Source organism: Paenibacillus tengchongensis (assembly GCF_008973665.1).
Lineage (GTDB): Bacteria > Bacillota > Bacilli > Paenibacillales > Paenibacillaceae > Paenibacillus_AQ > Paenibacillus_AQ tengchongensis.
On sequence record NZ_WACP01000005.1, the window covers coordinates 231,476 to 256,653 of the forward strand.

The following is a 25,178-nucleotide window of genomic DNA, read 5'->3' on the forward strand; positions in this document are numbered from 1 at the left end:
GGTAACGCTTTCATTATAATGGAAATATTTATATTATTATATGAGAAAATGGTTCGATTCCAGGGAAATCTGTCACCTGTTATCGAACCATTTTCACACTATTTTTGCATATCCGGTTAATTACTTTCAGTCATCCTATCCGCCATTACCCTCCCGCGCTCAGTGCCGTATAATCACTTCATCCAGCAGCAGCCCGTCCACATCATACGCCTGATAAGTCAGTTCATCCCCACGGATCACGATGCCGGCAAACATCTGTTTATTATTCTGAAAATGCACCTGATGATAGAATTGATCCGCCTTCTTCTCGTTAAATTTACCGCCGGAGGCATTGGTAACCACATAGACCGTTCCACTACTCTTCGCTGTCCCGTCCGTAACGATTTGGCCATCATACAGCGGGTAGGACCGCGAGTATTCATGATTATGCCCCTGCAGCACGAGATCCACGTTATACTTGTCAAAAATCTCCGCCAGGTCTTCCACCTTCTTGTACCTGTTGCCGCCATAAACCGGACGGTGCATCGCCACAATCCGCCATGGCTTGTCCGTCCCGGCCAGATCCCGCTTCAGCCACTCCGTCTGCTTCTTCAGGTTGCTCTCGGTGTTCAGCACGGTCACATGCACCGGACCTACCTCAAATGAATAGCTGGTTCCGGGGTTCGAGCCGCCCGCTCCGTTATCCGGCACATTGAAATGCGAGGAGAACAGGTCCGCCTTCCCGTCCACTTCGTCGTGATTGCCGGCCACCGGCATCAGCGGAACGGAAGCTGCAATATCTTGCGCATTGCCGAACAGGTCATCCCAGGCCGCTGCATCCTCCGGCTCCTCCACAAAATCGCCGTTATGCACAATGAATTGCGCGCCCGGAAAGGTCTCGAGCGCACGGTTCAGTGTACGGCCCCAGAGCTGAAAATCGCCTGCCGATGCCCCTTGGGAATCCGTCACATTAATGAAAGTGACCTCCCCGCTGCCCGCTGCGGCTGCCCGAAAACGGTACACACCGCTCCACTCACCTTCCTTTCCGCTGCCCGCCCGGTAGGAATACAGCGTTCCCGGCTTCAGGCCGGCCGCTTCAGCTTTGTGAACGCCTCTTGCGCCTGCATCAGTCTTAATTACGCTGTTCTCCGCCTGAACTCTCAGCACATCCGGCCCCGTAAAATCCTCCGTCTCCCCTTCGGCAACCTCCAGCCAGCCTTTCGCGGACGGCTCCCGGGTATACCAGGTAAACGCACGGCTGTTGCCGGCATCCCCCTTAAAGGTGGTAACCAGATCATACGGCAGCCCGGCGGCTGCAGGAACGTTCCCCGCCCGCTGGCTCGACCTCACCCGTTCCAGCCCGATCACCAGCAGAATCAGAATAAGGACAATGATGCCGATGATGACTACAGTCTTCATATCTTTCATAGGTTTCCTCCGTTGTACTCCAATACGGTTAATCACTTCTTGACCACCAGATTCACCATACCTGGCAAGCAATTCACACCATGTCCTTAGGTATAATGGACATCCCCTGCTTTTATACAAAGATATCCCGCTCCCCACGCGAAAGTCAAACAGGCATCACCGCACCTTACATCCCATGTCATTTGTTAACGCAGTGTAAAAACTTTCAGCTAACATTCAGGCAATTTTAAGAAAAGCATAAGGTCTGTCCCTTACCATGGGAGCAGCGGGCAAGCACCGGAGCGGCTGGCTCAGCCGGTTTGAACGGTGATTACAGAGAGAAATGGGGTGTGAGATGAATAAGAAGCTGCAATTCCGGCACGAACTGAAATTTATGATCGGTTACCCGCAATACCTGATCCTGCGCCAGCGCCTGCAGCGGCTGATCGATGCAGATGACAACGCCAATGAGAGCGGCGAATACCATATCCGCAGCCTGTATTTTGACGATATCGACAATTCGGCGCTGGCCGACAAGCTGGGCGGACTGAGGGAACGGGCCAAATACCGGATCCGGATCTACAATGTGCAGGACGATATCATTCATTTTGAGAAAAAAATTAAAATGGACGACTACATCGCCAAAATCAAGGAGCCGCTGACCCGGGGCATGTACGACGAGCTTATGGCGGGCAACTACGAGGTGCTGAACGTACCCGGCAAACCGCTGTTCATGGAGCTTTACGGCCAGATGCGCCACCGTCTGCTGCGCCCCAAAGTGATCGTGGATTACGTGCGTGAGCCTTATGTCTGCCATAACGGCAATGTGCGGATTACCTTTGACAAGGAGCTGCGGACCGGTCTGCATGCGACCAATATTTTTGACCCGGAGCTGCGGCCGGTGAAGGCGCTTGATGATGATCTGATTATTTTCGAGGTCAAATTCGATGAGTACATTCCGGACTACATTAAAATCGCGCTGCAGCTTGAGGGGCTGACCCGGCAATCGGCATCCAAATATGTCATTTGCCGCAAATTTCTAAAAACGAATACGTGGGAGGATTATTGAAATGAGCCATTTCGTCACGCTGGCGGCCGCCGCGCAAACAACGGCAGAGAGCAACGACGCAACAACCTTTTCCGATATGATCAAAAATTCGGTGCTGGACAACTTCGTCTCCGACATCAGCATCTCCAAAATTCTGATTACACTCGCTATCGCTTTTGTGATCGGCTTCTTCATCTACGTGCTGTACAAACGCGTCTTCAGCGGGGTGCTGTACTCCAAGAGCTTCAACGTCTCGCTCATCGGCATGACGATGATTACAGCCACCGTCATTATTGCGATTAACTCCAACCTGGTGCTGTCGCTCGGGATGGTCGGCGCGCTGTCCATCGTCCGTTTCCGGACCCCGATCAAGGACCCCACCGATCTGATCTTCCTGTTCTGGGCCGCGGTTGCCGGGATTGTCACCGGGGCGGGCTTCTTCACTCTGGCCATTATCGGCTCGATCATCATCGGCCTGATCCTGTTCCTCTTCATCAAGCGCTCTTCCCTGGAAACTCCATATCTGCTGGTCGTGAACTGCGATGGGGACGACACGGAGCGTCAGGTCCACAGCCACCTGGACAAGTCCGTCAAGCGCTACAATGTGAAGCAGAAAACGGTGAGTGCTGGCAACATCGAGCTGACGCTGGAGCTGCGGCTGGACGACAAGGCCGGCGGGTTCGTCAATACGATCTCGGACATCGCCGGAGTTAAGAACGCGCTCCTGATCAGCTACAGCGGCGATTATGTCTCCTAAAGCCCTGATGAAAATAACCCCACAAAGTGAAGTCTTGCATTGATGCTGATTCAGCTACTTGCGGGGACCCCGATAACTTATTCACTCAATCATGCAAAGAAAGGCGGTGCCCGAATGAAAGCGCGCGGTAAATCGGCTCTGCTGGTGCTCGGCTCCTTGCTGCTGCTGCTCGCTGTAACCGGCTGTCAGCTGACGGGTTCCACGGGGGGCAACAACCAAGCTGCGGGTACAGAATCAATGGCGGTATCCGGCGAGGAGCAGAAATTGGATGAAGAAGTCTTCCCGAAAGACAAGGTCGTGGACGTCAAAATTACGCTCGACCCGGAGGACTTCCAGGACATGCTGGACAACGCCAGCGCCGAGGAATATAAAGAAGCTACGGTGGAATACAACGGCATCAAGCTGGATCATGTCGGTATCCGGACCAAAGGCAACCTGAGTCTGCGCAGCGTCGTGCAGATGGAGGATTCGGACCGGTACAGCTTCAAGCTGTCTTTTGACGAGTATGTGAACCAGAACCTGTACGGCCTGAGCAAAATCAACCTGAACAACAATTACAGTGACCCCACGTATATGCGCGAATTTCTGACGTATGAGCTGGCGGAGACGATGGGTCTGCCGACCCCTAAATACTCTTATGTTAATGTATATGTGAACGGGGAGCTGAAGGGCTTCTATCTGGCGGTGGAGCAGATCGGCGACGCTTATCTGGAGCGGAATTTCGGCAATGCATACGGAGCGCTCTACAAGGGCGTTATGACCGGACAAGGCAGCGACCTGACCTGGCTGGGCGACGACGCTTCACTGTATACCGGGCTTGAGATGAAGTCCGAGAAGTCAAACGATGATATTCTGGTCGATATGCTGAATGAACTGAACAACGGCACCGACTTTGAAAAATATATCGACATTGACGATGCGCTCGGCTATATCGCGCTCAATGCGGTGACCGGCAACATGGACAGCTATCTCGGCAGCAACAAGCAGAACTATTACTTGTATGAGGACGACGGCATCTTCTCGATTCTGCCCTGGGATTACAACATGGCTTTCGGCGGCATGGGCGGCTCCGATGTGCTGATCGATGAGCCGACGCAAGGCGCGTTCGCCGAACGTCCGCTGGTGGCGAAGCTGCTGGCGAACGATGAGTATAAAGAGAGATATCATGAGATGATCTCTGAGATGATTAACGGCTACTTGAAGGACGAGAACTTCCAGGCCCGGATGGATGAGCTGGATGCCATGATCTCCAGCTATGTCGAAGCCGACCCTTCGGCCTTCTACACGTTCGAGCAGTATCAAAGCGGCGTAGAGTCCGTGAAGACCTTCATGTCCACCATGGCCCAGAGCGTCTCGCAACAGCTGAGCGGCACCATCGCCTCCTCCGGCGACGGCTCCGGCAGCGGCGGGGGCATGGGCGGCGGCGGGCGGTTTGGCGCCGGCGGGTTTGGCGGCGACGGCGGCGCGGCGGGGCTGGCCGCGCCATACGGCGGCGCCGGAGGCGAGCCCGGCGCCATGGGCGGACCGGCGATCCCCGAGGGGGGAGCCGGTCCGGGCGGTGACTTCGCCGGGGGCATGCCCGGCGGAGGCTTTGGCGCCGCCGGCATGGACGGCGGCGGGATGGGCGGCCGCGGCGGCGGCATGCCCGGCGCGGGAGGCGGCTTCGGCGGCGGCTTCGACGCGCCGGGTGCCGCGCAGCCGCAGGGCAGCGCCAGTGAAGCCGCTGCCACGGGCATTGCCCTTGTAGCGCTGCTGCTAGCCGCAGCGTTCGTTACGTTATATAAGCGGAAGCGGCTGTAGCAAGCCGCATTTACAGACAAAAGAGTCTGTCCCATAAGCCATGAAATGGCTTGGGAAAGCTTAGCTTTTTATCTAAAAACCCTCATTAGCGACCAAATCTCTTACTTTCTCAAACGTACCACTTATATAGTTGGATATTCGCACACTAATATAGCTATTTTTAGCAATTGGTAACATCTAAGTGGATTATCGCATCTTAATTTGGACGATATAGGCGTCATCATTGATTGTCGTTCATATTAAGTGGCGAATATCCAACTAGATTTACCGTAAGCTTCATATAGGTGAAATTAGGTTGCGATTTTCCAACTAAATCAATAAAGCAAAACTTCAAAAAATCGTCCACATGTTATTTCTTAAACATTGAAGACGCAAAACAATGTCCGTTAGCTCTGCAAGGAATCTGCTGGCAAGGCTGTTCCGGTCATCGAGCAATACCAAACCTTGCCGGTGACCGGACCGGAACAGCCTCAGCAAAAATTATACGGACGCCACCTACATGCGGATGAAGGACGACAACATGTGAAACGGCTAACTCAATCCTGGATACAATGTGCAGACCGGCACAGATAATCAATTCATCTAAGCCAAACACTGTACACCAAAACCCCCGGATACCCGCTGCCTAAAACAGCATATGAAAAGTTTATTAAAATATAGAGGGCATTTCCTCAGACCGTCATTGCAGATGCCTGCTTTGGCAGTGAAGAGAATTATGCCTTTCTAGAGAAGGAAGCGATCCTTGTATTTCCGCAAAGAAAGCAAGGAAAGTCAGAGCGGATATGTCATTTACAGCCTTCTGGAATAAGCGGCATCAGAGCAAAAACGCCGAGCAGTAATTCTCTAATGAATAGGAGAATTGCTGCTCGGCTATTTTTTGTAACCTATTTTTCTCAGTGAGCTGTCTTAGGTAATATGAGAACTACTTATGGGACAGCCTCTTCTGATATAAAACCTCAATCAGTTACCCGCTCCCTTGGATTTCTCCGTTAACCCGGCAACGATCTGATCCATTGGATGGGTGAATAAAGCGTACAGGATTGCTGCATTTTCCTTCTTGCTCAGCGCTTCTCTGGACTTGAAATCAACGGCCCCATCGGCATCAGCCTGAATATCGGGTCCGTACAGTCCAAAGGCCACAGACATCTTCACTGCCGGAACGGCCCATTTGTCCGTCTTGCCGGCCAGCTTTACATCACGGAACAGCTCATCCGGGTACTGCGGGCTTAGCAGTCTCCACAACATAACCGCCGCCTCCTGGCGGGAAATGACTCGGTCAGGCTGGAACTCTCCCCCCTGCGTTCCCTGAACCATACCAAGCTCCACGGCCATCTGCACATAACCGGCAGCCGGATGGCCTTGCAGATCAGGGAAAGCCAGCTTCTCCGTCTTGCTCTCCTTTACACCGCTGCTCTCCAGCATCAGCCGCACGTACTCGGCCCGCGTAATTCCCGCCTCAGGCTGAAAATACAGCGAAGCATCATTAGGTAAATAGCCCAGGGATTGCAGCATCATAACCGGGGTGGCATAGGGATGACCCGGAGTAACATCGGCATAACCGGCGCCTTCCGGACCTTTTTGTCCATAGCCGTAAGGATTAAGGTAGGGTTCCTTGAAATAGGTGATCTGTCCGCTCGAATCCTGCGCAAAGCCGGTGAATTTCCGGGTAAGCTCATCTATGAATAGATTATCATCCACTTGGCGCAGCTGGCGGTTGCCGAGCAAAGCATCGCTGATATGGAGGGCTCCTTCGTTTACACTAACCGTAGAAACCAGGCTCTTAAGCCGGAGATCGGCGTAATAACCGGTGAACGCATCCATAGCTTCGGCGCTCAGCGGCTGGAAGGCATCAAGCTTCGCAGGTGCGGCATATTGCGGAAAAAAAGTCTGGATAAATGCCGGATAGAACAGCTCGCGCAGCACACTTTGCTGATTATAGCCAATGAAGACTCCGGTGTTCTGCTCCGGGATCAGGAACATATAGGTGCTGAAGCCGACCAAATCGCCTGCCTTGGTGATAATCTTGGAGCTGCTGCCCGCTTCAGGAAGCTGAATGGGTGCTTCAAAGCCATAGGTGGTATCCGGCAGCAGCGGGTGGATCGAGGACCGGTATTCCTCCATGGCATCCACTGTGTTTGCGGACAGAATGCGGCTGTTGCCCACAGCTCCCCCGTTTAAAAAAGCGGTCATGAACTTGCCGATATCCTCTCCCGTGGAAAGCATCCCTCCCTGCGGCATGACAGTTGGAGTAACGGTATACAGGTCAATGGGCTCACCTGCAGCATCATAGGCCGTAGCAAGGTCTTCTTTTAGGTCACCTTCCAGCAGGAAACCGCTTTTATCCATATTTAGCACGTCAAACACATGCTTCTCCATATAGTCCTCGTAGGGCATCCCGCTGGCCTTTTCCACCACCAGGCCGAGAAGCATCGATGCGAAATTGTCATACATGTAGGAAGTCCCCGGCTCACGGACAACCGGCGGCATATGCTGCAGCACATAATCCTCAATCGAAACCTTTGCTTGGAAATTATCGTTGATATCCTCCGGCAGAGGGTCCTGGATCCGGAAGCCTGTAGTGTGGGTCAGCAGCTGCTCCACCGTGACCGGAACACCGAACGGATTGTCGAAATCAATCGGCCCGGTATAGGTTTGAAAATCCGCCTTCAAATCGATCTTTCCCTGCTCCGCCAGCTGCATAGCGGCAACAGCCGTGAAGGTTTTGGATACCGAAGCCATACGGAAGACAGTGTCATCCGGGTCTACCGCAGTTTTCTTGGTCTTGTCCGCATAACCGAAGCCTTCTTCAATCACTGTCTTGCCATCCTTGACCACAATGACAACCGCCCCGGCAAGCTGGGCCTTCACCTCATCCAGGCTGAAGAATTGCTTGAGGAACGCCGCCGCGTTCTCCTGCGTCAGAGGCTTGGCTTGTTCCGGAGCAGTCGCAGAGGGAGCCGCCGATGCCTGAACCGCAGGAAGCATTGGGGACAACATCAGGGCAGCGGCAAGAAGGGGCCTCGTCCAAAAGGGCAGGCGCTTGCGAAGCTTTGACACATTCATCTTCTTCACTCCATTTCCATAGAATCATAAGCACAGTTATAACTACGGCGCTTTCATAGGTATGGGTTCATTAGCGTTTGGTCATTTGCCAAGCTCCGGGCAATTTGCACAATCTCCTGAATGGTAGACTGAACTTCATTGCTGTCCTTAATTACAAGTAAATGGTGTGCTTCGTCGCTTGTCGGTGGTAACACATCGTCATTATGGGAACCTGCTAACTGCCGGCTAAGCACTTCTTCAAAAGTAGAAGCATTCCTGAGAATAGCTGTGCTACGCTGACTGTCGGCAATACGAGAAAGAAGAATAGCATCGGGAATATCAAAGTTAACGATAATGCTTACAAACCCTTTTGAACGAAACCATTCCAGCAAATCCAACCGGCCTTTCCGCCCGCGATTGGCGTTACATAATATGATATGGAAGTTTGTTTGATTAGCAGCAAAATCTATGATGGTCCGAGAGATGGCGTCCTTAAGTGTGTTGACTCCTTGTTTAGGCAGCAAGCTCTTATAATATGTATGAATAAATTCAGCATGGTTGTCCCGGTCAATCACAACTGAATGGTTTAAGTGCTGTTCCAATTTTTTAGCAAACGTAGTTTTCCCGCTATGTGTTTTACCGACTGTAATGACCACTAACCGTTTCATAAATGCAACTCCATTCTTTAGAAAATCATGTGACCAGTTTGGATTTTACTATCTGTGCAGTGAGTGTACGTGACACATGTCCTTTTATACTTTGCCAATTATCAACGTAAATACAGTCCTACTTCCGCTGCATACCTGTTAATTAAACCCTTTGCTGATTCCGAACGGCAGTACACTGGAAAGGAAAGATCGAAGTTCCCTTGAACTCTACAACTTCTGTGAAGAAATTGGAGAGTGCAACTTCCCTTGTAGATAATTCTACAACCTTTAGCAGCTCCTCAATTTCATTAATTTCCAGCAGCGTATCTGAAATGTCTTTTTGCTTAAATCAGCGAACCAAACAGTTGGCCAACAACCATCACAACACCTGAAACAATAAATATAGTACCTAATACACGATAAAAAAGCTCTAGTCCCTTTGAAATCTCCTCCCCTTTAATTTCTACCTTCTTTTTTTCAATTTTTAATCCAAAAGTCCCCAAGTAAAATACGTGGCGAGGAAAAAAGGCATAGAAGAACCCAATGATAAGCAAGCCAAACCCAATAATCGTAGTCATCTCCTCTAACTTCTTCAATCAAAGTAATTTAGATAAATTAACATCAATACCATAGGGAGAAAGCAAATCAGGAACAAAATAAAGGCTACTCTCATCATTTTCAGTAAACGAGGGTTATCTTTGCCCATTTGCCTGGCTGAATAATATAACATAATTATAAATATAAGGAATCCAATAGCAGGAGATAAGCTTGCAATACTCTTATGATTCAAATATCCTCGCTCTTCCAGTATCCGCGTAATTCCCATTCCGATAGTTGATACGCCAAGAATAATTATGCTTAAACCAAATAATTTATTAAACCTAGTGAAGTAGAAAGAAAATATTAACAACAGAGCTCCTGAGCCAAAAGTGAATATAATTTCTTCAGTATAGGAAAATGAACTATAGAAGGAAATCAACTTGTCACCATCCGATCTTAATCTAGAAATGGACCCTGTTGTGACAGATCAGACTTAGTAAAGGAATTACTCGCTATGCCATTCCTTTCTGCTAAGGTCTATAAAGCTATAATTACACCATCCAGATTATAACATCTTATCGATACAGCGAAGGAGGCCATTTGTGAAAAAAATCGTTCTAGCAATCCTACTGCTGCTCATTCTCAGTGCCTGCGGCAATGAATTTACTAAAGAGAGTTGGCTCGATAAACGGGAAGAAAGAAGCGGTATGGTGTCCAGCCTCCTGCAGAAGCATGAGCTGACAGGCATGACCGTAGCGGAAGTGAAGGAGCTGCTCGGCGAACCGGAGCAGATCAAGAGTGATCCGACCGAATATGTCTATTATCTGGGCAGAGCCGGGTTAGGGGTTGACGATCTGCTGTTCAGGCTTACTTTTGATGAGGACGGCAAGCTGATTACGCACGAGCAGACTCATGACTAAGAAGAGAACGGGGATGAATGGTGCAACGGTAACGGTTCAGCTGACGGATTAACATCTCTGATCTGCCTATCCAGCGTAACTTCGGTTCAGTCGCAATACGGAATTAGGTCGGCACTCCATCGATATCCCCGCTCAACGGGTAAACTGACCTCATTATCTCCCAGCCGCTCTAACAGCGTCTGCACCATTCTTCACTTCTTTATACAAAAAAACTGCGGTCCCTCTATCTTTCATCAAGATAAAGTAAACCGCAGTTATATAAGTTTCTATCTGTCTCAGTTCACTGCTATACGAATGCGCGGGCATTATCCGTTCCCCCAATGCGGGAAGGGCGTAGCCTTTACTCCTTCCGCCCTCTCAGCACCCCGACCACGGACAACAGAAATGCCAGCAGCGAAATGCCCAGCGCGATGTAGACCAGCGGGGAAATCTTGGCGGACTCGCCGTCCCCCTGCTCGGCCATGATCTGGTTGTGCTCATCCATGGTCATGGTATCGCTGCCGCTTGTGCCGGACGAGCCATGGGAATGCCCCCCGCTTCCGCCGGCTGCTTCAATGATCGCAGTGACGGAATGCGGCGTCTCCGAGCCTTCCTCGCCGGACCACTCTACCTTGCTGCCGTCAGCGTAGTGCTGGTAGGCATCCCAGGCGATCTCGCTGGCTTCGGCCGGATTCTGGGCAGTGAAGTAGAACCGCTGGAACTGACCGGCCAGGATGCCTTCCCCGGTGGCTTTCCAGCTCACCTTGTTGCCCTCTACTGTCACTTCCCAGCCGGGCGTCGGCTCAAATTGCTTGAACGCCGCCCCTTCGGGAATGCGCAGGTCCACCTGTACGGTCGCAATATCTTTCTCCGAAGGCACCTTCAGGGTATAAGTCTCCCAGGCCCCGGTAGCCGATTCCGCCGGAGCAACGGTTACATGGGCGCTGGCTACGGCTGCGAACAGCATGAAGGCCGCCGTCAGCGGGACGGTCATGGTTATAATTTTACGAAGCATCTTCATCATTTATTGTCTTCTCCTCTTCTTCCTGATAGGTTCATCTGGTGCAAAATCCCGGCTGCGCGGAGCAAGGCCCTGCTCCAAGGCATAGCGGGTTAGCTGTGTACGGTTCTGCAGTTGAAGCTTGTGCAGGATATTCTTCAGATGGTTCTTGACCGTGTGCTCGGAAATTCCGAGCATGCCGGCAATCTCGCGGTTCGTGGCGCCGGAGGATACACAGCCCAGTATCTCCTTCTCCCGCGCCGTTAATGCCTCATGCTCCTCGCGGGGGGACGGGACGGCGAACTCCTGCAGAATCTGAAAAGCCAGCTCGCGGCTGAGCGGAACCTCCTCGCTGACGATTGCCAGCAGATACTCGATCCAGGTCGAGGGCGCCAGATTCTTCAGCAGATAGCCCTGCGCCCCCTGCTTCAGCGCCTCGAACAGATGGGATACCTCATCCGATACGGTGACGATGACGATCCTCACATACGGGTGGGTCAGCTTGATGCGCCGCGTCGTCTCCAGGCCGTTCATGCCCGGCATCTCAATGTCGATCAGGATCAGGTCGGGCATCCACTGCTCCGTCCAGAGTATCGCCTCAGCTCCGCTTCCCACGGCCCCGATCATTTCAAAGCGTTCATCCATGCCCAGGATTTCACACATCGCCTCGCGCGCATACGCGGAGTCGTCGACGATCAACACCCGGCAGCGGTTCATGGCGCTTCCCCTCCTTTGGCAATTTCCACAGTGGTGCCTTCCGGTCCGCTGGTCAGAGCCAGCTTCCAGCCCATCCGCTCAGCACGTTCCCTCATAATCCGCAGGCCGTAGCTGCCCTGCACGGCAAAAGGATCGGCATGCCCGATCCCGGCCCCGTTATCGCTGACTGTTACGCTCCAGCTTCTCTCGTCACCGTATCCGCTGATGGCGACCTTGTCGGCTCGCGTATGCTTGCGCACATTAATCATCGCTTCGCGGATGCAGGACAGCAGCTCCGCCTTGTCCTTGGCCGATAGCGCCGCATCGTCCAGCTTCCAGTCGAGCGACGCTTCAATCATCGCCTCCCGGGCGAGCCGCGCAAGCTGCGCCTTGACCGACTCCGCAAGCGTGAAGCTCTGCTCGCCGGATAACGGCAGCTTCAGGTTGGCGATGGCCTGGCGCACATACCGGTTCACTTCATGAACCGTCTGCCGGAGCTGCTCAATGCTTTCGTTCGTCACTTCACCCTTCCGGCGGCTGTGCTCCAGCTTGTCGATCCGCACGGACAACAGGAACAGCGACTGGGCGATCCCGTCATGCAGCTCGCCGGCCAACTGCTCGCGGGCTTCGAGTGCCAGCATTTCGGCACGCTTGCGCTCCAGCTCCCGCTGGTTCCGCTCCAGGAGTGAGAACAGCGGCAGCAGCAGCGCCATGCTGGATACCAGCACCAGCAGCGGCGTCAAGTAATTGCCCATATCCATGGAGATGTAGGGCATCAGAAACTGGTGGCGCACCACCTCCCAAATACCGACCATTACGGTAGGCAGCAGCAGAATGCTCAGCTTGATTCTTGTATACGTGGCCGTTCCCCCCTGACTCCAGTCTAACCATAGCATTGCCGCCGCTTGACCGGCATGACTCTTTCGGGCTATAGAGACATGGATATTGTTACGAAAATAAGTATTTTAAAAATAAATCAATCACTCTCTGTTCGCGAAACACCGCCGGATCATGTACACTGGAAGCATCTCTTACTCTTAACTTTCCTATAGCTGTTCTACCACGATAACCACGCCATCTTTCAAGCAGGAGCGATTATAAATGAAGCCGATTACGATACTGATTGCCGACGACGATGCGGACATCGCCGGACTGCTCGCGCTGCATCTGGAGCAGGAAGGGTACCGCTGCATCAAAGTTTACGACGGGGCGGCGGCCATTCAGGCTGTGCAGAACCACCACATAGACCTCGCCGTGCTCGACATTATGATGCCCGGGCTGGACGGGCATGAGGTGACCCGGCAGATCCGGGAGCGCTGGGCGCTGCCGATTATTTTTGTCAGCGCCAAGACCTCCGATCTAGACAAAATCACCGGCCTTGTCATCGGCGCGGACGATTATGTCACCAAACCGTTTAATCCGCTGGAGCTCGTCGCGCGGGTGAATGCCCAGCTCCGCCGCTCACGGCTGCTGAACCAGCCGACGGGAGATCAGGCGCCTATCCTTGAAGCGGGAGGCCTGATGGTTGACCTGGACCGCCGTGCCGCCTCGCTGTACGGAAATCCGCTGGAGCTGACCCCCAAGGAATTCGATATCCTCTACCTCCTGGCCAGCCATCCGGGCAAAGTGTTCAGTAGTGAGCACCTCTTCCGCCAGGTCTGGGGCGAAGCCTATTATGAGGGCGGAAATACGGTGATGGTGCACATCCGCACCCTGCGCAAGAAGCTCGGCAACGATCCGGACAAGAATAAATGGATCAAGACGATCTGGGGAGTAGGTTATACATTCAATGGCTAAGCCTTTTCGCAGCTTCCGGTTCCGGATGATTCTGCTGCTTGTCCTGAGTATGGGAGCGGCGGGTGCCGTTACCTTTGTACTGTATAAGATTCTGCAGTCTATGTACGCAAATGTCAAAGTGGAGGACCCGCTGGCGAGAATCCGCTTCCTGATCGGCACGATCGGGGATTTCAACTTCTTCCTGCTGATCTTCGTGCCGCTGGCAATCCTCTTCTTCTTTCTGTTTACCAAGCCGTATGCCGGCTATTTCCGCAGCATTTCGGAGCATATTCACCGGCTGGCCGGCGGGGAATTCGGCGGCCAGCCGCTGACTATCCCGTCCCGCGACGAGTTCGCGGATATCGCTGGCGAGCTGAATCTCGCATCCGCAAAGCTGCGGGAGGCGGTGGAACGGGGGGATTTTGCCGAGAGCAGCAAGGACCGTCTGGTATTGAACCTCGCCCACGATCTGCGGACGCCGCTGACCTCAGTGCTGGGATATCTCGACTTCGTGCTGAAGGATGGAAGCTTAACCCCGGAACAAGCGAGACACTATACGACAATCGCTTATACTAAATCCCGGCGGCTGGAGAAACTGATCGATGAGCTGTTCGAAATCACCAGAATGAACTATGGCATGGTCTCTGTCCGCAAAGCGCCGTTTGACCTCAGTGAGCTGCTGCACCAGTTAAGCGAGGAGCTGTATCCCGTGTTCGAGAATAGCGGTCTAGTTGCAAGGCTGCAGCTTCCTCCGCAGCTCCTGATGAACGGGGACGGCGAGCTGCTGGCCCGGGTCTTCGAGAACCTGCTGACAAATGCGGCCCGGTACGGGGCTGACGGTCAATACATTGATATTACAGGTACGTCAGATGAACACGAAGCAGTGGTCAGGGTCGTAAATTACGGCGGCGGCATTGCTGCGGAGGAGCTGCCCCATCTATTCGAAATGTTCTACACCGGCGACAAGGCCCGCACCCACCGGGAAGGCCAGAGCGGAACAGGTCTGGGACTCTTCATCGCCAAAAATATTGTAGAGCAGCACGGCGGCTCCATTGCTGCCGAAAGCGATCTGCTGCGCACCTGCTTTGAAGTCCGGCTGCCCCTCGCCTGAGCCTGGATTTTTATAGGTTAAGAAAAACTTTAGATTTACCCCCACTTCTTTTTAAATGTTGCCCTGTATCTTGTAGTCATGAAGACAAGGGGGAACGTTTAACATGCGGAAGTGGGTTTTTTGGCTTACATTGCTGCTGCTGCTTGCTGCGGATGCTTTGCATGACACTGCGGGATCTGCGGGGAAGGTCCGCGAGCTGGCGGATTCCGGAGCGCTGATGACATCGGGTACCGGGAGCAATGAGCTGCTGGCCATAGGAAAGAGCCAAATATACCGGGGAAATCTCGTGCTCGTCAACCGGGATTATCCCGTTCATCCGGAGGGTGTAACCGGCGATGTTGTGCAGCTGAGCGGTCACCGGGAGCTGCTGTACGGTTACGGGCTGCTGGACAACAGCATCCGGCTCTCGGAGCGTGTGGCTGAACGGTTCGTGGAGATGGTGGAAGCGGCCGGGCGGGACGGGGTGTCGCAATTTCTGATCAGCAGCGGCTACCGCAGCCCGGAGGAGCAGGAGCAGCTATATGCGGACAAAGGCTCCGATTACGCTTTGCCTCCCGGATACAGTGAACACAATCTGGGCCTGTCGCTGGATATCGGCTCGTCAAGGCAGGAAATGAGCCGCGCCCCCGAGGGAGTCTGGCTGCGGCAGCATGCCGCCGAATTCGGCTTTGTTCTGCGCTATCCGCAGGACAAGACGGGGATCACCGGCATTGCCTATGAGCCCTGGCATTTCCGCTATGTCGGCCTGCCGCACAGCTTAATCATGCAGGAGAAGAACTTCACGCTGGAAGAGTATCTGGAATTTCTGAAGGAACGCAAGTCCTATGCGGCAACGGTCGGGGGAAAAGCCTATCTGATCACGTATCATGCCGTATCCGGGAATACAGTGATCCCGGTACCTGCGGACCGCCGGTACGAGCTGTCGGGAGATAATGTCGGCGGGGTAATCGTGACCATCTTCCCGGAGAATCAAGAATAAAGTCTCCAATTATGAGAAAGCGGGGCATCACCTTGAAACAAGCATTAACGCTAAAGAGTGCCGGAATGCAATTCTTATATGCGATCTATATTTTCATACTGCTGAAGATCATCCTGTTCAAATTTGGCTCGGTCAATCCCGGGTTTCTGTGGGAGCAGCTCCGGCAGAGTCCGGACAACGTGGCCCGCCAGCTGCAATGGGGCAATTTCGCTCCGCTGGCTACGATCTCCGTTTCGCTCCGGGACCTGTCCGTTCACTCCCTGGTGAACCTGGCGGGCAACATCGCTCTGTTTATCCCGTTTGGTATCTTTACCTATTATCTCTCCTCAGGTTCAATGTCCGGGGGGCGGCGCATCTCTGTATCCGGTATTCTGCTGCGCGCTCTAGGCCTCAGTCTGGTCCTGGAATGCGCCCAGGCACTGCTGGGCATCGGCACCTTTGATGTCGATGATCTGCTGCTGAACACGCTGGGCGGCCTCTTGGGATATGGTGTATGGCGGCTGCTGCCGCAGCACAGCAAGAAACGTCCGGCGCGTGAAGCCTGAGCGCGCCGGACGTTTCTCTTCAGAAGTGACATTAGATGGGTGAGGTATAGCGGCTGTAGCCCGCCTCCAGTTCCTTGAACACTGTCCCCTCCTGCTTCAGCAGGAAGGAGTTGATCCCCTCCGCTCCCCGCCAGTTCACCGCCAGCAGGATCCCGTCGGGCGTCCGTGCGGCGAACAGCAGCGAGAACATTTGCGGATGCACTTCGCCGCCGTCATCTACCCGCCAGACCGAATATTCATTGTCCTGAATAACCGCAGAATAATCCATGAAGATCAGGTCCTCTCCTGCCTGCAGGGCCAGGCTGAACAGCATATCCTTATCTTGTCTGACGAACTGCACAAGATAGAACGTGCGGTCTTCCCCCAGATCAGCGAGCTTCCAGGCGGCGTGAATGTCACGCCCTTTGGCTGCGGCGATGCTTCGGGCGGTGCTGTCCTCGGCGTCCAAGCGCTCCCCGTCCATACCTGAAGGCCGGATCGGCAGCAGCGCTTCCAGGCTGAAGGCGGAGGAATCGACTAATGCATATGTGTCGTCAGGTACGGCTCCTCCGCCATCCACGATGAACAGATAACCCGGGATATTGGCCAGATTAAGCGCCAGATCCCGGCCGTTGCTGTTCCCCGTGCCCGGCTGCCACTGCTCCAGCTTCACGGACAGCGTCCGGCCGCTGCTGCCGATAGCGGTGTCGAGACGCTTCAGCCCCTCTGCATGGTCCTCTTCCGGCTGCGGCACCAGAATGCGGGTGCCGGCAGCATCGGCAAAGCCGAACACCGGGGCCAACGCTTCGGAAATCACAACCGTCTGCTCCGGAGCGGATGTTGAGCCCGCTGCCGGGTTGCCTGACGGGGTGCCCGGCTGCCCGGAGGTTTGGGCTGAAGGTGCGCCGGATGTGCTGGATGGAGCCTCTGAAGCTGATGGCACCTGTTCTGCGCTTTGCGTTTGCTCCGCCGTCTCATGTGCGCCGTCAGCGCCGGAACCCCCGCCGCTGTCTTGCGTGCAGCCTGCGAGCAGCAGGACAGCAGCCGCCAGCGCGCCTATTCTTAGCGTCCTGAGCATGCTCTCTCCTCCCCAAGACAATTTAGAAAATCCCCATGCTCAGGTACCGCTCTCCCGTATCCGGCGCGATGCACAGCACCCGCTTGCCGGGTCCGAGGCGGCGCGCTTCCTGCAGCGCCGTCCAGACAGCGGCGCCGCCGGACGGGCCGATCAGCAGGCCCTCGCTGGCGGCCAGACGCCGCACCGTATCGAGCGCAGCTTCATCGGCCACCTGGACAATCTCATCGTAGACGTCCGTGTTCAGAATGGCCGGCACGAAGCCCGGGCTGGTCCCGACCAGCTTGTGCGGCCCGGGCTGGCCGCCGGAAAGCACGGGCGAGCCCTGCGGCTCTACGACGACGATCCGCAGCTCCGGCAGCGCGGCCCGCAGTACTTCGCCGGTCCCCGTGATCGTGCCGCCAGTACCGGAAGTGGCGACGAACACATCGAGCCGCCCCTCCATCTGCGCGAGAATCTCCGGGGCCGTCGTGCTCCGGTGAATGTCCGGATTGGCCCGGTTCTCGAACTGCTGCGGAATAAAGCTGCCGGGTATGCCCCGGCCCAGCTCCACCGCCTTGGCGATCGCTCCCGGCATCCGCTCCGCCGCCGGGGTCAGCACGACCTCCGCGCCATATGCCCTAAGGATGTTGATGCGCTCCTTGGTCATATTGTCCGGCATTACCAGAATCGCCCGGTAGCCCTTGGCCGCCGCGTTCATCGCCAGCCCGATGCCGGTATTGCCGCTCGTCGGCTCAATAATCGTGCCGCCGGGCCGGAGCAGACCCGCCAGCTCCGCCTGGCGGATCAGATTGTAGGCAGCGCGGTCCTTGACGCTGCCGCTCGGATTGAACATCTCCAGCTTGACATATACCTCCGCGTCCTGCGGTCCGGTCAAGCGGTGTAAGCGGAGCACCGGCGTATCGCCGATCAGCTCCGTAATGTGGTTAACCACTCGCAATGACATCCTCCGCCTCCTTCATTTCTATGGCTGATATAACAACCATTGTAACGCTTGCGGCAGAAGCTGTCGATTGCAGGGCTACAGGGCTATATATTGAACCGGGCCACCAGAGCCTGAAGACCCTGGGCCAGTCCGCTAAGCGAGTGGGCTGAGGTCGCGATCTGCTCTACGGCAGCCATTTGCTCCCGGGAAGCAGCAGATACCTGCCGGGTATGGGCTGACGTGGTCTCAGAGATTCCGGTGACGTGGCGGATGGAGGATGCGATTTCTTCCGTAGCCGCGGTCATCTCCTCGACGGCGCCGGATACTTCTTCCACCTGACCGGCCAGCGAATCGATGGAGGAGCGAATTTCGGCGAAGGACTGCCCGGCAGCGGAGATCACCTGCGTACCGCTCTGCACCTCCTCCATGCTGCCCCGCATGACCTGCACCGCATGATCGGCATCCGCCTGGATTTCGGCGGCCATCTGCGCAATCCGGCTTGCCGAATCCCCGGACTGCTCCGCGAGCCTGCGCACCTGATCGGCCACTACGGCGAAGCCGCGGCCCTGCTCTCCGGCCCGTGCCGCTTCGATGGCGGCGTTCAGCGCCAGCATATTCGTCTGGGCGGCGATATCCTTAATAATGGCCACCATGCTGCCAATATCCTGCGATCGGTTCACGAAACCGAGCACCTGCCGGGACAGGGTCCCGATCGAATGGGTGATGGATTCCATCTGGCGGTCGGCAGCCTTCAGAGAATCATCTCCCGCGACAGCGAAGTCCGCGGAACGCTGCGAAGCCTCGGCGATCCGCTGCATGCTGACGGCCACCTGCCGGATACCGGCCGACATCTCGGTCATGGTCGTCATATTGAGCTGTAGGTCGTTCATCTGCCGGTCCGTGCCCTCGGCAACCGTTCCCATGATTCCGGCAATCTGCTCGGTCGCACCGGCAGTCTTGGCGCTGTCGGCCGTAAGCTTGGCCGAAGCATCCGCGAGGCCGCCGGCCGACTGGCCGACCAGCCCGATCAGCTCGCCGAGATTAGCGGTCATTTTGTTGAAATTTGCAGCCAATGCACCGATTTCGTCCTTGGTACGCACAGTCAGCTTACGGGTGAGATCCGCTTCACCGTCGGCAATCTCCTGCAGCTGCTTATTCATGTCGTGCAGCGGCCGGGTAATCCTGGCGGCAAGCAGCAATGCTATGGATACTGCGAGCACCACGGACAGCCCCGTTACCCCCAGGCTGATGGCCATAGCCGTGCTGCGGTGCGTCTGGGCATCCTTTTGCAGCTTGGCAATCTCTTCGCCCAGCACATTCTCAAAGACTAATTGGGACTCGATAATCGTATCGAGCGACAGATTCGTGAACGCTTTTTGCGCACCGGGGAAGTTCCCTTCCTTGGCCTGAGCGAAGGCGTCTTCCAGAACGGCCAGATAATTACTCCATTCATTTTCAAGCTGGGTTATGCCGCCGCTTTCGGCCTCATTGAGGCCTGCGTTTTTCAGTCCGGCAACCGCTTCGGTAATTTCGGGAATTACCGCCTCATACGAGCTCAAGTAACTGGTCCGTTCGTCATCCGTATTGCTCATCACATATCTGGCGCCATACCCGTCCGCCTGGCGGATCTTATCCGTCAGCTGCTGCACCAGCGAGAGCTTGCTGTAATTACGGTTAACCTGCTCTGTCAGCATAGTGACCTTCCCCTGAAACAGCGTATTGCCGGCAATAGCGGCGATAAAAACGGCGATGACCAAGACGTAGCCGAGCAGCAGCTTCGCACGAATGCCTCTGTAAGTCCTTTTGAACATAGATGCTTCCTCCAAATCCGTATGTAATATGCATAGATGAATCCGGTATAGCCGTTATGTATTCTGCGGGTGCCAATCCCATCCGCTGCTCTCATCCTACCCGGTTAGCCTTAAGCCGACCTGAGTTTCAACTGAGCGTTGGCTGAAAAAACTGTCCGGTCCATGCTGATATTGAAATCTCCTTTTCAAATCGCTATGATCTGGGGAAGAATCAGCTCCGGGAGGGATACCATGAATGCCATGTCAGCGAACGAAGCGGCGTTACAAATAAGACGCTGGCCCAAAAAAAGAATAGCGGCAGGCCACCGCCATACCGTAGCCCTATTGCCGGATGGCACAGTAAGAGCTGTGGGCGATAACAAATACGGTCAATGTGATCTAAGCGGCTGGCGGGATATCGTGGCGGTTGCAGCCGGGAATGCCCACACGGGGAACTCGCATACTATCGGGCTTCATACGGACGGCACGGTGACGGCTGCGGGCTGGAATAAGCACGGCCAATGCGAGGTCGGCGGCTGGAGTGATATTGTGGCGGTGACAGCGGGATGGCGGCGTACTGTCGGCATTCAATTGGATGGCACGGTGCTGGCTGTAGGCCAGAATAATGAGGGCCAGTGCAATGTAGGCAGCTGGCGCGATATTGTGGCGGTTGCGGCCGGGGACTGGCATACGGCCGGGCTTAAATCAGGCGGTACACTAGCGGTTACCGGTAACAACCGGTATGGTCAGTGCAATGTGGACGGCTGGAGTGATATCGTGGAAGTTACGGCAGGCTACCTGCATACCGCCGTACTTAAAGCGGACGGGAAGGCATTCGTCTCGGGCCTGAATAAACATGGCCAATGCGGGGTCAGCGGGTGGAGCGGCATTGTGGCCATTGCGGCGGGGAGCCACCATACCATCGGGCTTCGAGCGGATGGTACAGTAGCGGCTGCAGGCTGGAATGAGCATGGCCAGTGTGAAGTCAGCGGCTGGCGCAACATTGTGGCGGTTGCGGCTGGCTGCACTCATACTGTCGGCTTACAATCGGACGGCACGGTGCTGGCCGTGGGCCGGAATCAGGAAGGGCAATGTAACGTAGGCGGATGGGGCGGAATGAATCGAGCTTAAAGTCATCCTTGCTTGATGTGTGCGTCATGCAGCTCGCTCCAGGTCGCCCTGGTATAGCCGATCCGAAAGCCCGCTCTTTCCATATTTTTCTGGCTCGCGGAAGCATAGGCACATTGTGCGGCTACAAGCTCACAGTGATTCAGGGCGGCTTCGTGCATCCGTTTCTGCAGGAAAGCCGCCTGCAGCCCGCGTCTGCGGAATTCCGGCAAAGTGGCAGCGAAGGTGCAGGACGCGACACCCTCATGCATATACATTGAGGCGGCACCGGCCGGAGCTCCATCCACAAAGCCCAGGTAGATCCGCCAGCCCGGACGTCCGAACAGCACCTGATTGTTGGCAGCGACATGAGGCGCTCCGCTTACATCTAGCCCGGTTCCCAGGCAATGCAGCCGGCCGTACAGCGCAAATTCACCGGCTTCGATTTCGCGGACGGTTATACCCTCCGCAAAGTCCGGTTCCGGGCTCCGTGGCATACCATACATCGTCGTGTGAAAAGCGCTCTGGTAAAATCCCCTCTCTGCCAGCGCCCTCAGCAGCTCACCGCTGCAGCCGGACGGCACGATTTCAAACTGGCCGCGCCGTCCCCTCTCGCGGTAGAATTCAATGATTTCATCTACATAGCGGGTATCCTCGAAAGTCAGCCCTTTCACCGTATTGAACCCTCCCCAGGGCATCGTCCGGGCATACCATGCGGTTGCTTGTCCAAACGTCTGCACCTCAATGCCCTCGGGATTGCCTTCGCGTTCCCGGATAGCGGCCATCCGGGACAGCATATAGTCCGTTTCGGATTGCGCCAACCGGCGGGCCAAGGCTTGGGTAACTACTGGATATTGCACGGTGCCATAACCTCCTTCAGCTAAGCGGATGAGCAGGGTGCCCGTTCTTCAGGCTCTGCAGCTTCTTGGCAAAAGACCTTGGCGTCAGCCGGTGATACGCGATCAGCTCGCCGTTATACACTACATTGAACACGCCATATGGAGTGGGCGAGAGCTGGAGCAATGCCTCACGGGTGCGGAGCTGCACCACCTCTGCCGGAATATCCAGTGCGGCCGCCGCTTCCAGCACATTGGCACAGGCTACCTCGATGTAAGGACACTGTCCGCTGCGCAGGATGGTCAAGCCCTCGCCCAGACGCTGCAGCCGGTCATTCCAGTCCCGGGGAAAATACGGCACCGGCGCATCCACAAGCTTATACATATACAGCTGAAAGCCTAAGGGAGCTTCATCCACGGGGATAAAGCCGTTCTTGCGGAATATCTCCGGACCGGGCGCCCATGATGTATCGGCATTCGTCACGGCCGCTACCCCATGCTTGCCCTGGCGCCGCGCATCCTCCACACAGCAGTCGATCAGCGCCGAGCCGATGCCCCGGCCGGTCAGCCCGGTCCACAGGCAGTGAATGACAAGGTAACCGTCTGCATGTACCGCCCGCCAGGCTTGCTCACCGGGCGTGTATTCGATGAAGCCGGCCGGTTTGCCCGCCTCTTTTGCAAGAATATATTGCAGCCCTGCGGCCATTTCTGCCCTTGTCCATTCTGTTTTCGCTACAAAACCGGGGGATTTTGGCTTGCTGCGCAGACAATATATGCCCTCGCCAGTCAAACTTTGTTCATTATAACTGTACCACTCAAGCGCCACAGGCACTCCTCTCCTCTCATAGGCGGCGGACCGGTTATTCATACAGGTTACCGTTGGCAAGCTCGGCCAGCCTGGCTTCATCCCGTACTATAAGCCGTCCGTTCCTCCGCTCGATTATGCCTTGTTCGATCAAAGCGCGCACCACCCGGTTCAAGTGGCGGTAGCTCGTCCCCAGCAGCTCGGCGGTTTCTGTAAGACTGGAGGTGCGGATCTCCTCCACCCGCTGGCTGCCGACACTATCGGCGAAGAGTGACATCAGGTAGCTGGCAAAGCGGTTCTCCACCGGATAGAGCTGGTTCATCGCCGAGGTCTGGCCCAGCGTGTACAGCTTGTGGCTCAGCTCCCCGACCATGAAGCGCAGCAGCGCCGTGTTCTCTTCCATTTCCTTCAGCAGCAGCTTCCGGCTTGCGATCAGGAGCAGACTCTCGCCGACCGAATCCACTTCATTCTTGACCGGATATTGCCGCAGCAGCTCCACGTCCCCGATGATATACATCGGACGTGCAAAACGCACCAGCATCGACTTGCCGTTGCGCTGCAGCGTATGGATCTTGAGCTTGCCCGAGACCAGAATGAACATATGCTCCAGCCGCTCGCCGACCGTACAAATCGCTTCACCGTCGCCGTAGCGCCGCAGCTCCATCTGCGCGATTACACTGCTGCTGAACATCGCAGGCAAGCCATTCCTTTCTGCCAGTTCCTGTACCGCTCTTGCGTCGATTATCGGCTGCAACGTCAGATTCCTCCCCTTAATGCTTCGTTATTCGTTTGCCGCGCTCTTCACCCGGTGCAGAACGCCCTGTATACTAGAATCAACTGTAGCATAGTCTGCAGGGATAAATCCAAACCCAATCTCACGACTCACGGATTAAAATCCTGCTCCAGCGCCTGCCTTCCCTGCTGCCGTGCAAGGTTATACGAGGCCCACGGCTGATGACGCTGCGCTTCACCGTCCCACTTTTCGCGCAAGCCCTGCTCCAGTATTCCGCCTTCGCTGCGGCTGAACTCAGCCAGCCGGGGAACCGCATCCCAGGAGAGCCGGGTCAGATAGTCCGCATCCACCACGCCGCTGTCTTCATAGCGCTTGATATTTTGGGCGGCAATGATATTGTCCATTCCAATATAGTTCATCAGCACATAGGAGGACAGGCCGAGCACAATATAGCATTTGGCCAGCGGAAAATCCGTCTTGGAGATCCGGACGGCGGTCAGCAGCATCGCCAGACCCAGCATGATCATAAAGGCATGGACCAGAAAGCGGATATAGGTATAGCCGTAAGCCTCCTCATATAAGAGCAGCCGGGAAAACGCAGAGTACAGCATCACCAGAGAGCAAAGCACTAGTATGTACAATAAGATGGATGTCGCCTTGTGGAGCAGACTCCGTGCTTTGGACAAGGCGGACAGGGACAGCAGCAGGATGATGAAATTAATTCCCGTAACCAGCACCAGCTCAAGAAATCCGCTCCGCGCATAGTCGGCGTAAGTACTGCCCTCCGGCAGCAGTCCGTCCCAGGCCCCGAACAAGTAAGAGAACTGTACGCTGACAAACAGCAGGTACACCATATTGACCGATGCCAGCACCGTAATCATAACCACCGGATCAAATCCGAAGCTGACCGGTTCATATGCTTGTTTGTTCTCCATTTCAGGAAGACCTGTATTCCAGTCAAATGTTTTTGGCTGCGCAAAGCCGAGCACAAGCCCGAACAAGCCTCCGCCGAGCAGAAGCACCCATAATGTGCGGGCCGCCCCTTCCCCGAAGGAAATCCGCTCCAGCAGCTGTGGCACACGGTTCAGCGTTTCACTGAACACCCCATCCGCCGAAGAGAGCAGTGAGACGACGATAATCAGCAGCGGTGCGGAAATCCCCAGTCCGATCAGCACCTTGACCATTACCTGCTTGCGCTCGTCACGGACCGCATCTCCGCCCTTCCTGCGAATCTGCGAGAAGCTTGCTCCTATCTGATGTAAAGTCTGCGGAAACAGATGCTCCGCCGCCGCACCGATCAGCTTCAGTCCGCTCCATTCAGGCCGGCGGTAGCTAAGCATATACGTCATATGCACAAGAATCAGCACCGGCAGCACCAGCATGTTCAGGGCCCGGAACACCGGGTTCGCAAACAGCGCAAACGTCATCGCCAGCAGCACAATGACCCCTAATCCGGCATAGCCGGCCACGTTCATTTCCCGCAGGGCATCCTTGGCGTAATACATCATAAACACATAAAGCAGCCCGACAAAAATGGGTATGGATACTCCCGGCATCTTCCCGTAAAACAGGTACTGATGGGCCCCTGCCAGCAGCAGTGCCGCCACCAGCACCGCAACGCCGCGCTCCGGCTTAGCCGTATTCGGCTCTTCCATTTCCAAATCCCTCCAATGTTTTACTTGGTTATCCTGATTGTAGCTGA

23 protein-coding genes are annotated in these 25,178 nt (G+C 55.2%); 9 read left to right on the top strand and 14 right to left on the bottom strand.

Annotation, left to right across the window (positions count from 1 at the left end):
- Positions 1-159: 159 nt before the first annotated feature.
- Positions 160-1,407, bottom strand: coding sequence for a purple acid phosphatase family protein (locus F1381_RS10775; protein WP_151734849.1), 1,248 nt, complete (start codon positions 1,405-1,407; stop codon positions 160-162).
- A gap of 334 nt (positions 1,408-1,741) precedes the next feature.
- On the opposite strand from F1381_RS10775, the gene F1381_RS10780 reads away from it, so the two are divergent.
- The 3 genes from F1381_RS10780 (at position 1,742) to F1381_RS10790 (ending at position 4,991) form a co-directional block, all read left to right on the top strand.
- Complete coding sequence (locus tag F1381_RS10780) at positions 1,742-2,455, top strand: polyphosphate polymerase domain-containing protein (RefSeq protein ID WP_151734850.1); 714 nt, start codon at positions 1,742-1,744, stop codon at positions 2,453-2,455.
- Between the two features lies 1 nt (position 2,456).
- Positions 2,457-3,191, top strand: coding sequence for a DUF4956 domain-containing protein (locus F1381_RS10785; RefSeq protein ID WP_151734851.1), 735 nt, complete (start codon positions 2,457-2,459; stop codon positions 3,189-3,191).
- Positions 3,192-3,305: 114 nt separating this feature from the next.
- Positions 3,306-4,991, top strand: a complete 1,686-nt coding sequence (locus F1381_RS10790) for a CotH kinase family protein (RefSeq protein WP_151734852.1) — start codon at positions 3,306-3,308, stop codon at positions 4,989-4,991.
- Positions 4,992-5,951: 960 nt separating this feature from the next.
- On the opposite strand, the gene F1381_RS10795 is transcribed toward F1381_RS10790, so the two are convergent.
- From F1381_RS10795 to F1381_RS10805, 3 genes are all read right to left on the bottom strand, one after another.
- A complete protein-coding gene (locus F1381_RS10795) occupies positions 5,952-7,976 on the bottom strand; it encodes a serine hydrolase domain-containing protein (RefSeq protein ID WP_246187979.1) in 2,025 nt (674 codons plus the stop codon).
- Positions 7,977-8,107: 131 nt separating this feature from the next.
- On the bottom strand, positions 8,108-8,701 hold the full coding sequence (locus F1381_RS10800) for an AAA family ATPase (protein ID WP_151734854.1): 594 nt from the start codon (positions 8,699-8,701) through the stop codon (positions 8,108-8,110).
- 323 nt (positions 8,702-9,024) lie between these two features.
- Positions 9,025-9,276 carry a DUF6199 family natural product biosynthesis protein gene (locus F1381_RS10805; protein WP_187355290.1) on the bottom strand — a complete coding sequence of 84 codons (252 nt, stop codon included), beginning with the start codon at positions 9,274-9,276 and terminating at the stop codon, positions 9,025-9,027.
- A gap of 546 nt (positions 9,277-9,822) precedes the next feature.
- Here F1381_RS10805 and F1381_RS10810 point away from each other — a divergent pair.
- Positions 9,823-10,140 carry a lipoprotein gene (locus tag F1381_RS10810; protein ID WP_151734856.1) on the top strand — a complete coding sequence of 106 codons (318 nt, stop codon included), beginning with the start codon at positions 9,823-9,825 and terminating at the stop codon, positions 10,138-10,140.
- Between the two features lie 340 nt (positions 10,141-10,480).
- Here the strand turns inward: F1381_RS10810 and F1381_RS10815 are convergent, their stop codons facing one another.
- The 3 genes from F1381_RS10815 to F1381_RS10825 are packed head-to-tail and all read right to left on the bottom strand — an operon-like array spanning position 10,481 to position 12,711.
- Positions 10,481-11,143, bottom strand: coding sequence for a YcnI family copper-binding membrane protein (locus F1381_RS10815; protein ID WP_151734857.1), 663 nt, complete (start codon positions 11,141-11,143; stop codon positions 10,481-10,483).
- The gene (locus F1381_RS10820) at positions 11,144-11,836 is read right to left on the bottom strand and encodes a response regulator (protein WP_151734858.1); all 693 of its coding nucleotides are present in this window, start codon (positions 11,834-11,836) and stop codon (positions 11,144-11,146) included.
- Positions 11,833-12,711 (bottom strand): sensor histidine kinase, encoded by an 879-nt coding sequence (locus tag F1381_RS10825; protein ID WP_151734859.1) that lies wholly within the window; start codon positions 12,709-12,711, stop codon positions 11,833-11,835. The genes F1381_RS10820 and F1381_RS10825 overlap by 4 nt, the downstream gene beginning before the upstream one ends.
- Before the next feature lie 205 nt (positions 12,712-12,916).
- Between F1381_RS10825 and F1381_RS10830 the strand changes: the two genes are divergently transcribed.
- The 4 genes from F1381_RS10830 (at position 12,917) to F1381_RS10845 (ending at position 16,226) form a co-directional block, all read left to right on the top strand.
- Positions 12,917-13,612 (top strand): response regulator transcription factor, encoded by a 696-nt coding sequence (locus F1381_RS10830; protein WP_151734860.1) that lies wholly within the window; start codon positions 12,917-12,919, stop codon positions 13,610-13,612.
- The gene (locus F1381_RS10835) at positions 13,605-14,702 is read left to right on the top strand and encodes a HAMP domain-containing sensor histidine kinase (RefSeq protein WP_151734861.1); all 1,098 of its coding nucleotides are present in this window, start codon (positions 13,605-13,607) and stop codon (positions 14,700-14,702) included. Before F1381_RS10830 ends, F1381_RS10835 begins: the two co-directional genes overlap by 8 nt.
- 103 nt (positions 14,703-14,805) lie before the next feature.
- Positions 14,806-15,681, top strand: coding sequence for a M15 family metallopeptidase (locus F1381_RS10840; RefSeq protein ID WP_151734862.1), 876 nt, complete (start codon positions 14,806-14,808; stop codon positions 15,679-15,681).
- 65 nt (positions 15,682-15,746) lie between these two features.
- A complete protein-coding gene (locus F1381_RS10845; protein WP_151734863.1) occupies positions 15,747-16,226 on the top strand; it encodes a VanZ family protein in 480 nt (159 codons plus the stop codon).
- 31 nt (positions 16,227-16,257) lie between these two features.
- Here the strand turns inward: F1381_RS10845 and F1381_RS10850 are convergent, their stop codons facing one another.
- The 3 genes from F1381_RS10850 to F1381_RS10860 all read right to left on the bottom strand — a co-directional run bounded on the left by F1381_RS10850 (position 16,258) and on the right by F1381_RS10860 (position 20,016).
- Positions 16,258-17,283, bottom strand: coding sequence for a hypothetical protein (locus tag F1381_RS10850; protein ID WP_151734864.1), 1,026 nt, complete (start codon positions 17,281-17,283; stop codon positions 16,258-16,260).
- A gap of 22 nt (positions 17,284-17,305) precedes the next feature.
- Complete coding sequence (gene cysK / locus F1381_RS10855; protein WP_151734865.1) at positions 17,306-18,226, bottom strand: cysteine synthase A; 921 nt, start codon at positions 18,224-18,226, stop codon at positions 17,306-17,308.
- Positions 18,227-18,309: 83 nt separating this feature from the next.
- Complete coding sequence (locus tag F1381_RS10860; RefSeq protein ID WP_151734866.1) at positions 18,310-20,016, bottom strand: methyl-accepting chemotaxis protein; 1,707 nt, start codon at positions 20,014-20,016, stop codon at positions 18,310-18,312.
- Between the two features lie 231 nt (positions 20,017-20,247).
- Here F1381_RS10860 and F1381_RS10865 point away from each other — a divergent pair, with 231 nt between their 5' ends.
- Positions 20,248-21,126, top strand: coding sequence for an RCC1 domain-containing protein (locus F1381_RS10865; protein WP_151734867.1), 879 nt, complete (start codon positions 20,248-20,250; stop codon positions 21,124-21,126).
- Between the two features lie 2 nt (positions 21,127-21,128).
- Here F1381_RS10865 and F1381_RS10870 read toward each other — a convergent pair whose 3' ends face one another.
- The 4 genes from F1381_RS10870 to F1381_RS10885 all read right to left on the bottom strand — a co-directional run bounded on the left by F1381_RS10870 (position 21,129) and on the right by F1381_RS10885 (position 25,131).
- Positions 21,129-21,962 (bottom strand): GNAT family N-acetyltransferase, encoded by an 834-nt coding sequence (locus F1381_RS10870; protein ID WP_246187980.1) that lies wholly within the window; start codon positions 21,960-21,962, stop codon positions 21,129-21,131.
- Between the two features lie 16 nt (positions 21,963-21,978).
- Positions 21,979-22,806, bottom strand: coding sequence for a GNAT family N-acetyltransferase (locus tag F1381_RS10875; protein WP_151734868.1), 828 nt, complete (start codon positions 22,804-22,806; stop codon positions 21,979-21,981).
- Positions 22,799-23,497: a Crp/Fnr family transcriptional regulator gene (locus F1381_RS10880; protein WP_151734869.1), complete on the bottom strand. Its 699-nt coding sequence runs from the start codon at positions 23,495-23,497 to the stop codon at positions 22,799-22,801. The genes F1381_RS10875 and F1381_RS10880 overlap by 8 nt, the downstream gene beginning before the upstream one ends.
- 128 nt (positions 23,498-23,625) lie before the next feature.
- Positions 23,626-25,131: a DUF4153 domain-containing protein gene (locus tag F1381_RS10885; RefSeq protein WP_151734870.1), complete on the bottom strand. Its 1,506-nt coding sequence runs from the start codon at positions 25,129-25,131 to the stop codon at positions 23,626-23,628.
- Between the last annotated feature and the right edge of the window lie 47 nt (positions 25,132-25,178).

Excerpts from the sequence above, each read along its gene's own strand:
- F1381_RS10775 (WP_151734849.1), bottom strand. The coding sequence starts at position 1,407 with ATGAAAGATATGAAGACTGTAGTCATCATCGGCATCATTGTCCTTATT.
- F1381_RS10780 (WP_151734850.1), top strand. The coding sequence starts at position 1,742 with ATGAATAAGAAGCTGCAATTCCGGCACGAACTGAAATTTATGATCGGT.
- F1381_RS10785 (WP_151734851.1), top strand. The coding sequence starts at position 2,457 with ATGAGCCATTTCGTCACGCTGGCGGCCGCCGCGCAAACAACGGCAGAG.
- F1381_RS10790 (WP_151734852.1), top strand. The coding sequence starts at position 3,306 with ATGAAAGCGCGCGGTAAATCGGCTCTGCTGGTGCTCGGCTCCTTGCTG.
- F1381_RS10795 (WP_246187979.1), bottom strand. The coding sequence starts at position 7,976 with ATGCTTCCTGCGGTTCAGGCATCGGCGGCTCCCTCTGCGACTGCTCCG.
- F1381_RS10800 (WP_151734854.1), bottom strand. The coding sequence starts at position 8,701 with ATGAAACGGTTAGTGGTCATTACAGTCGGTAAAACACATAGCGGGAAA.
- F1381_RS10815 (WP_151734857.1), bottom strand. The coding sequence starts at position 11,143 with ATGATGAAGATGCTTCGTAAAATTATAACCATGACCGTCCCGCTGACG.
- F1381_RS10820 (WP_151734858.1), bottom strand. The coding sequence starts at position 11,836 with ATGAACCGCTGCCGGGTGTTGATCGTCGACGACTCCGCGTATGCGCGC.
- F1381_RS10825 (WP_151734859.1), bottom strand. The coding sequence starts at position 12,711 with ATGCTATGGTTAGACTGGAGTCAGGGGGGAACGGCCACGTATACAAGA.
- F1381_RS10830 (WP_151734860.1), top strand. The coding sequence starts at position 12,917 with ATGAAGCCGATTACGATACTGATTGCCGACGACGATGCGGACATCGCC.
- F1381_RS10835 (WP_151734861.1), top strand. The coding sequence starts at position 13,605 with ATGGCTAAGCCTTTTCGCAGCTTCCGGTTCCGGATGATTCTGCTGCTT.
- F1381_RS10840 (WP_151734862.1), top strand. The coding sequence starts at position 14,806 with ATGCGGAAGTGGGTTTTTTGGCTTACATTGCTGCTGCTGCTTGCTGCG.
- F1381_RS10845 (WP_151734863.1), top strand. The coding sequence starts at position 15,747 with ATGCAATTCTTATATGCGATCTATATTTTCATACTGCTGAAGATCATC.
- F1381_RS10850 (WP_151734864.1), bottom strand. The coding sequence starts at position 17,283 with ATGCTCAGGACGCTAAGAATAGGCGCGCTGGCGGCTGCTGTCCTGCTG.
- cysK (WP_151734865.1), bottom strand. The coding sequence starts at position 18,226 with ATGTCATTGCGAGTGGTTAACCACATTACGGAGCTGATCGGCGATACG.
- F1381_RS10860 (WP_151734866.1), bottom strand. The coding sequence starts at position 20,016 with ATGTTCAAAAGGACTTACAGAGGCATTCGTGCGAAGCTGCTGCTCGGC.
- F1381_RS10865 (WP_151734867.1), top strand. The coding sequence starts at position 20,248 with ATGAATGCCATGTCAGCGAACGAAGCGGCGTTACAAATAAGACGCTGG.
- F1381_RS10875 (WP_151734868.1), bottom strand. The coding sequence starts at position 22,806 with ATGAATAACCGGTCCGCCGCCTATGAGAGGAGAGGAGTGCCTGTGGCG.
- F1381_RS10885 (WP_151734870.1), bottom strand. The coding sequence starts at position 25,131 with ATGGAAGAGCCGAATACGGCTAAGCCGGAGCGCGGCGTTGCGGTGCTG.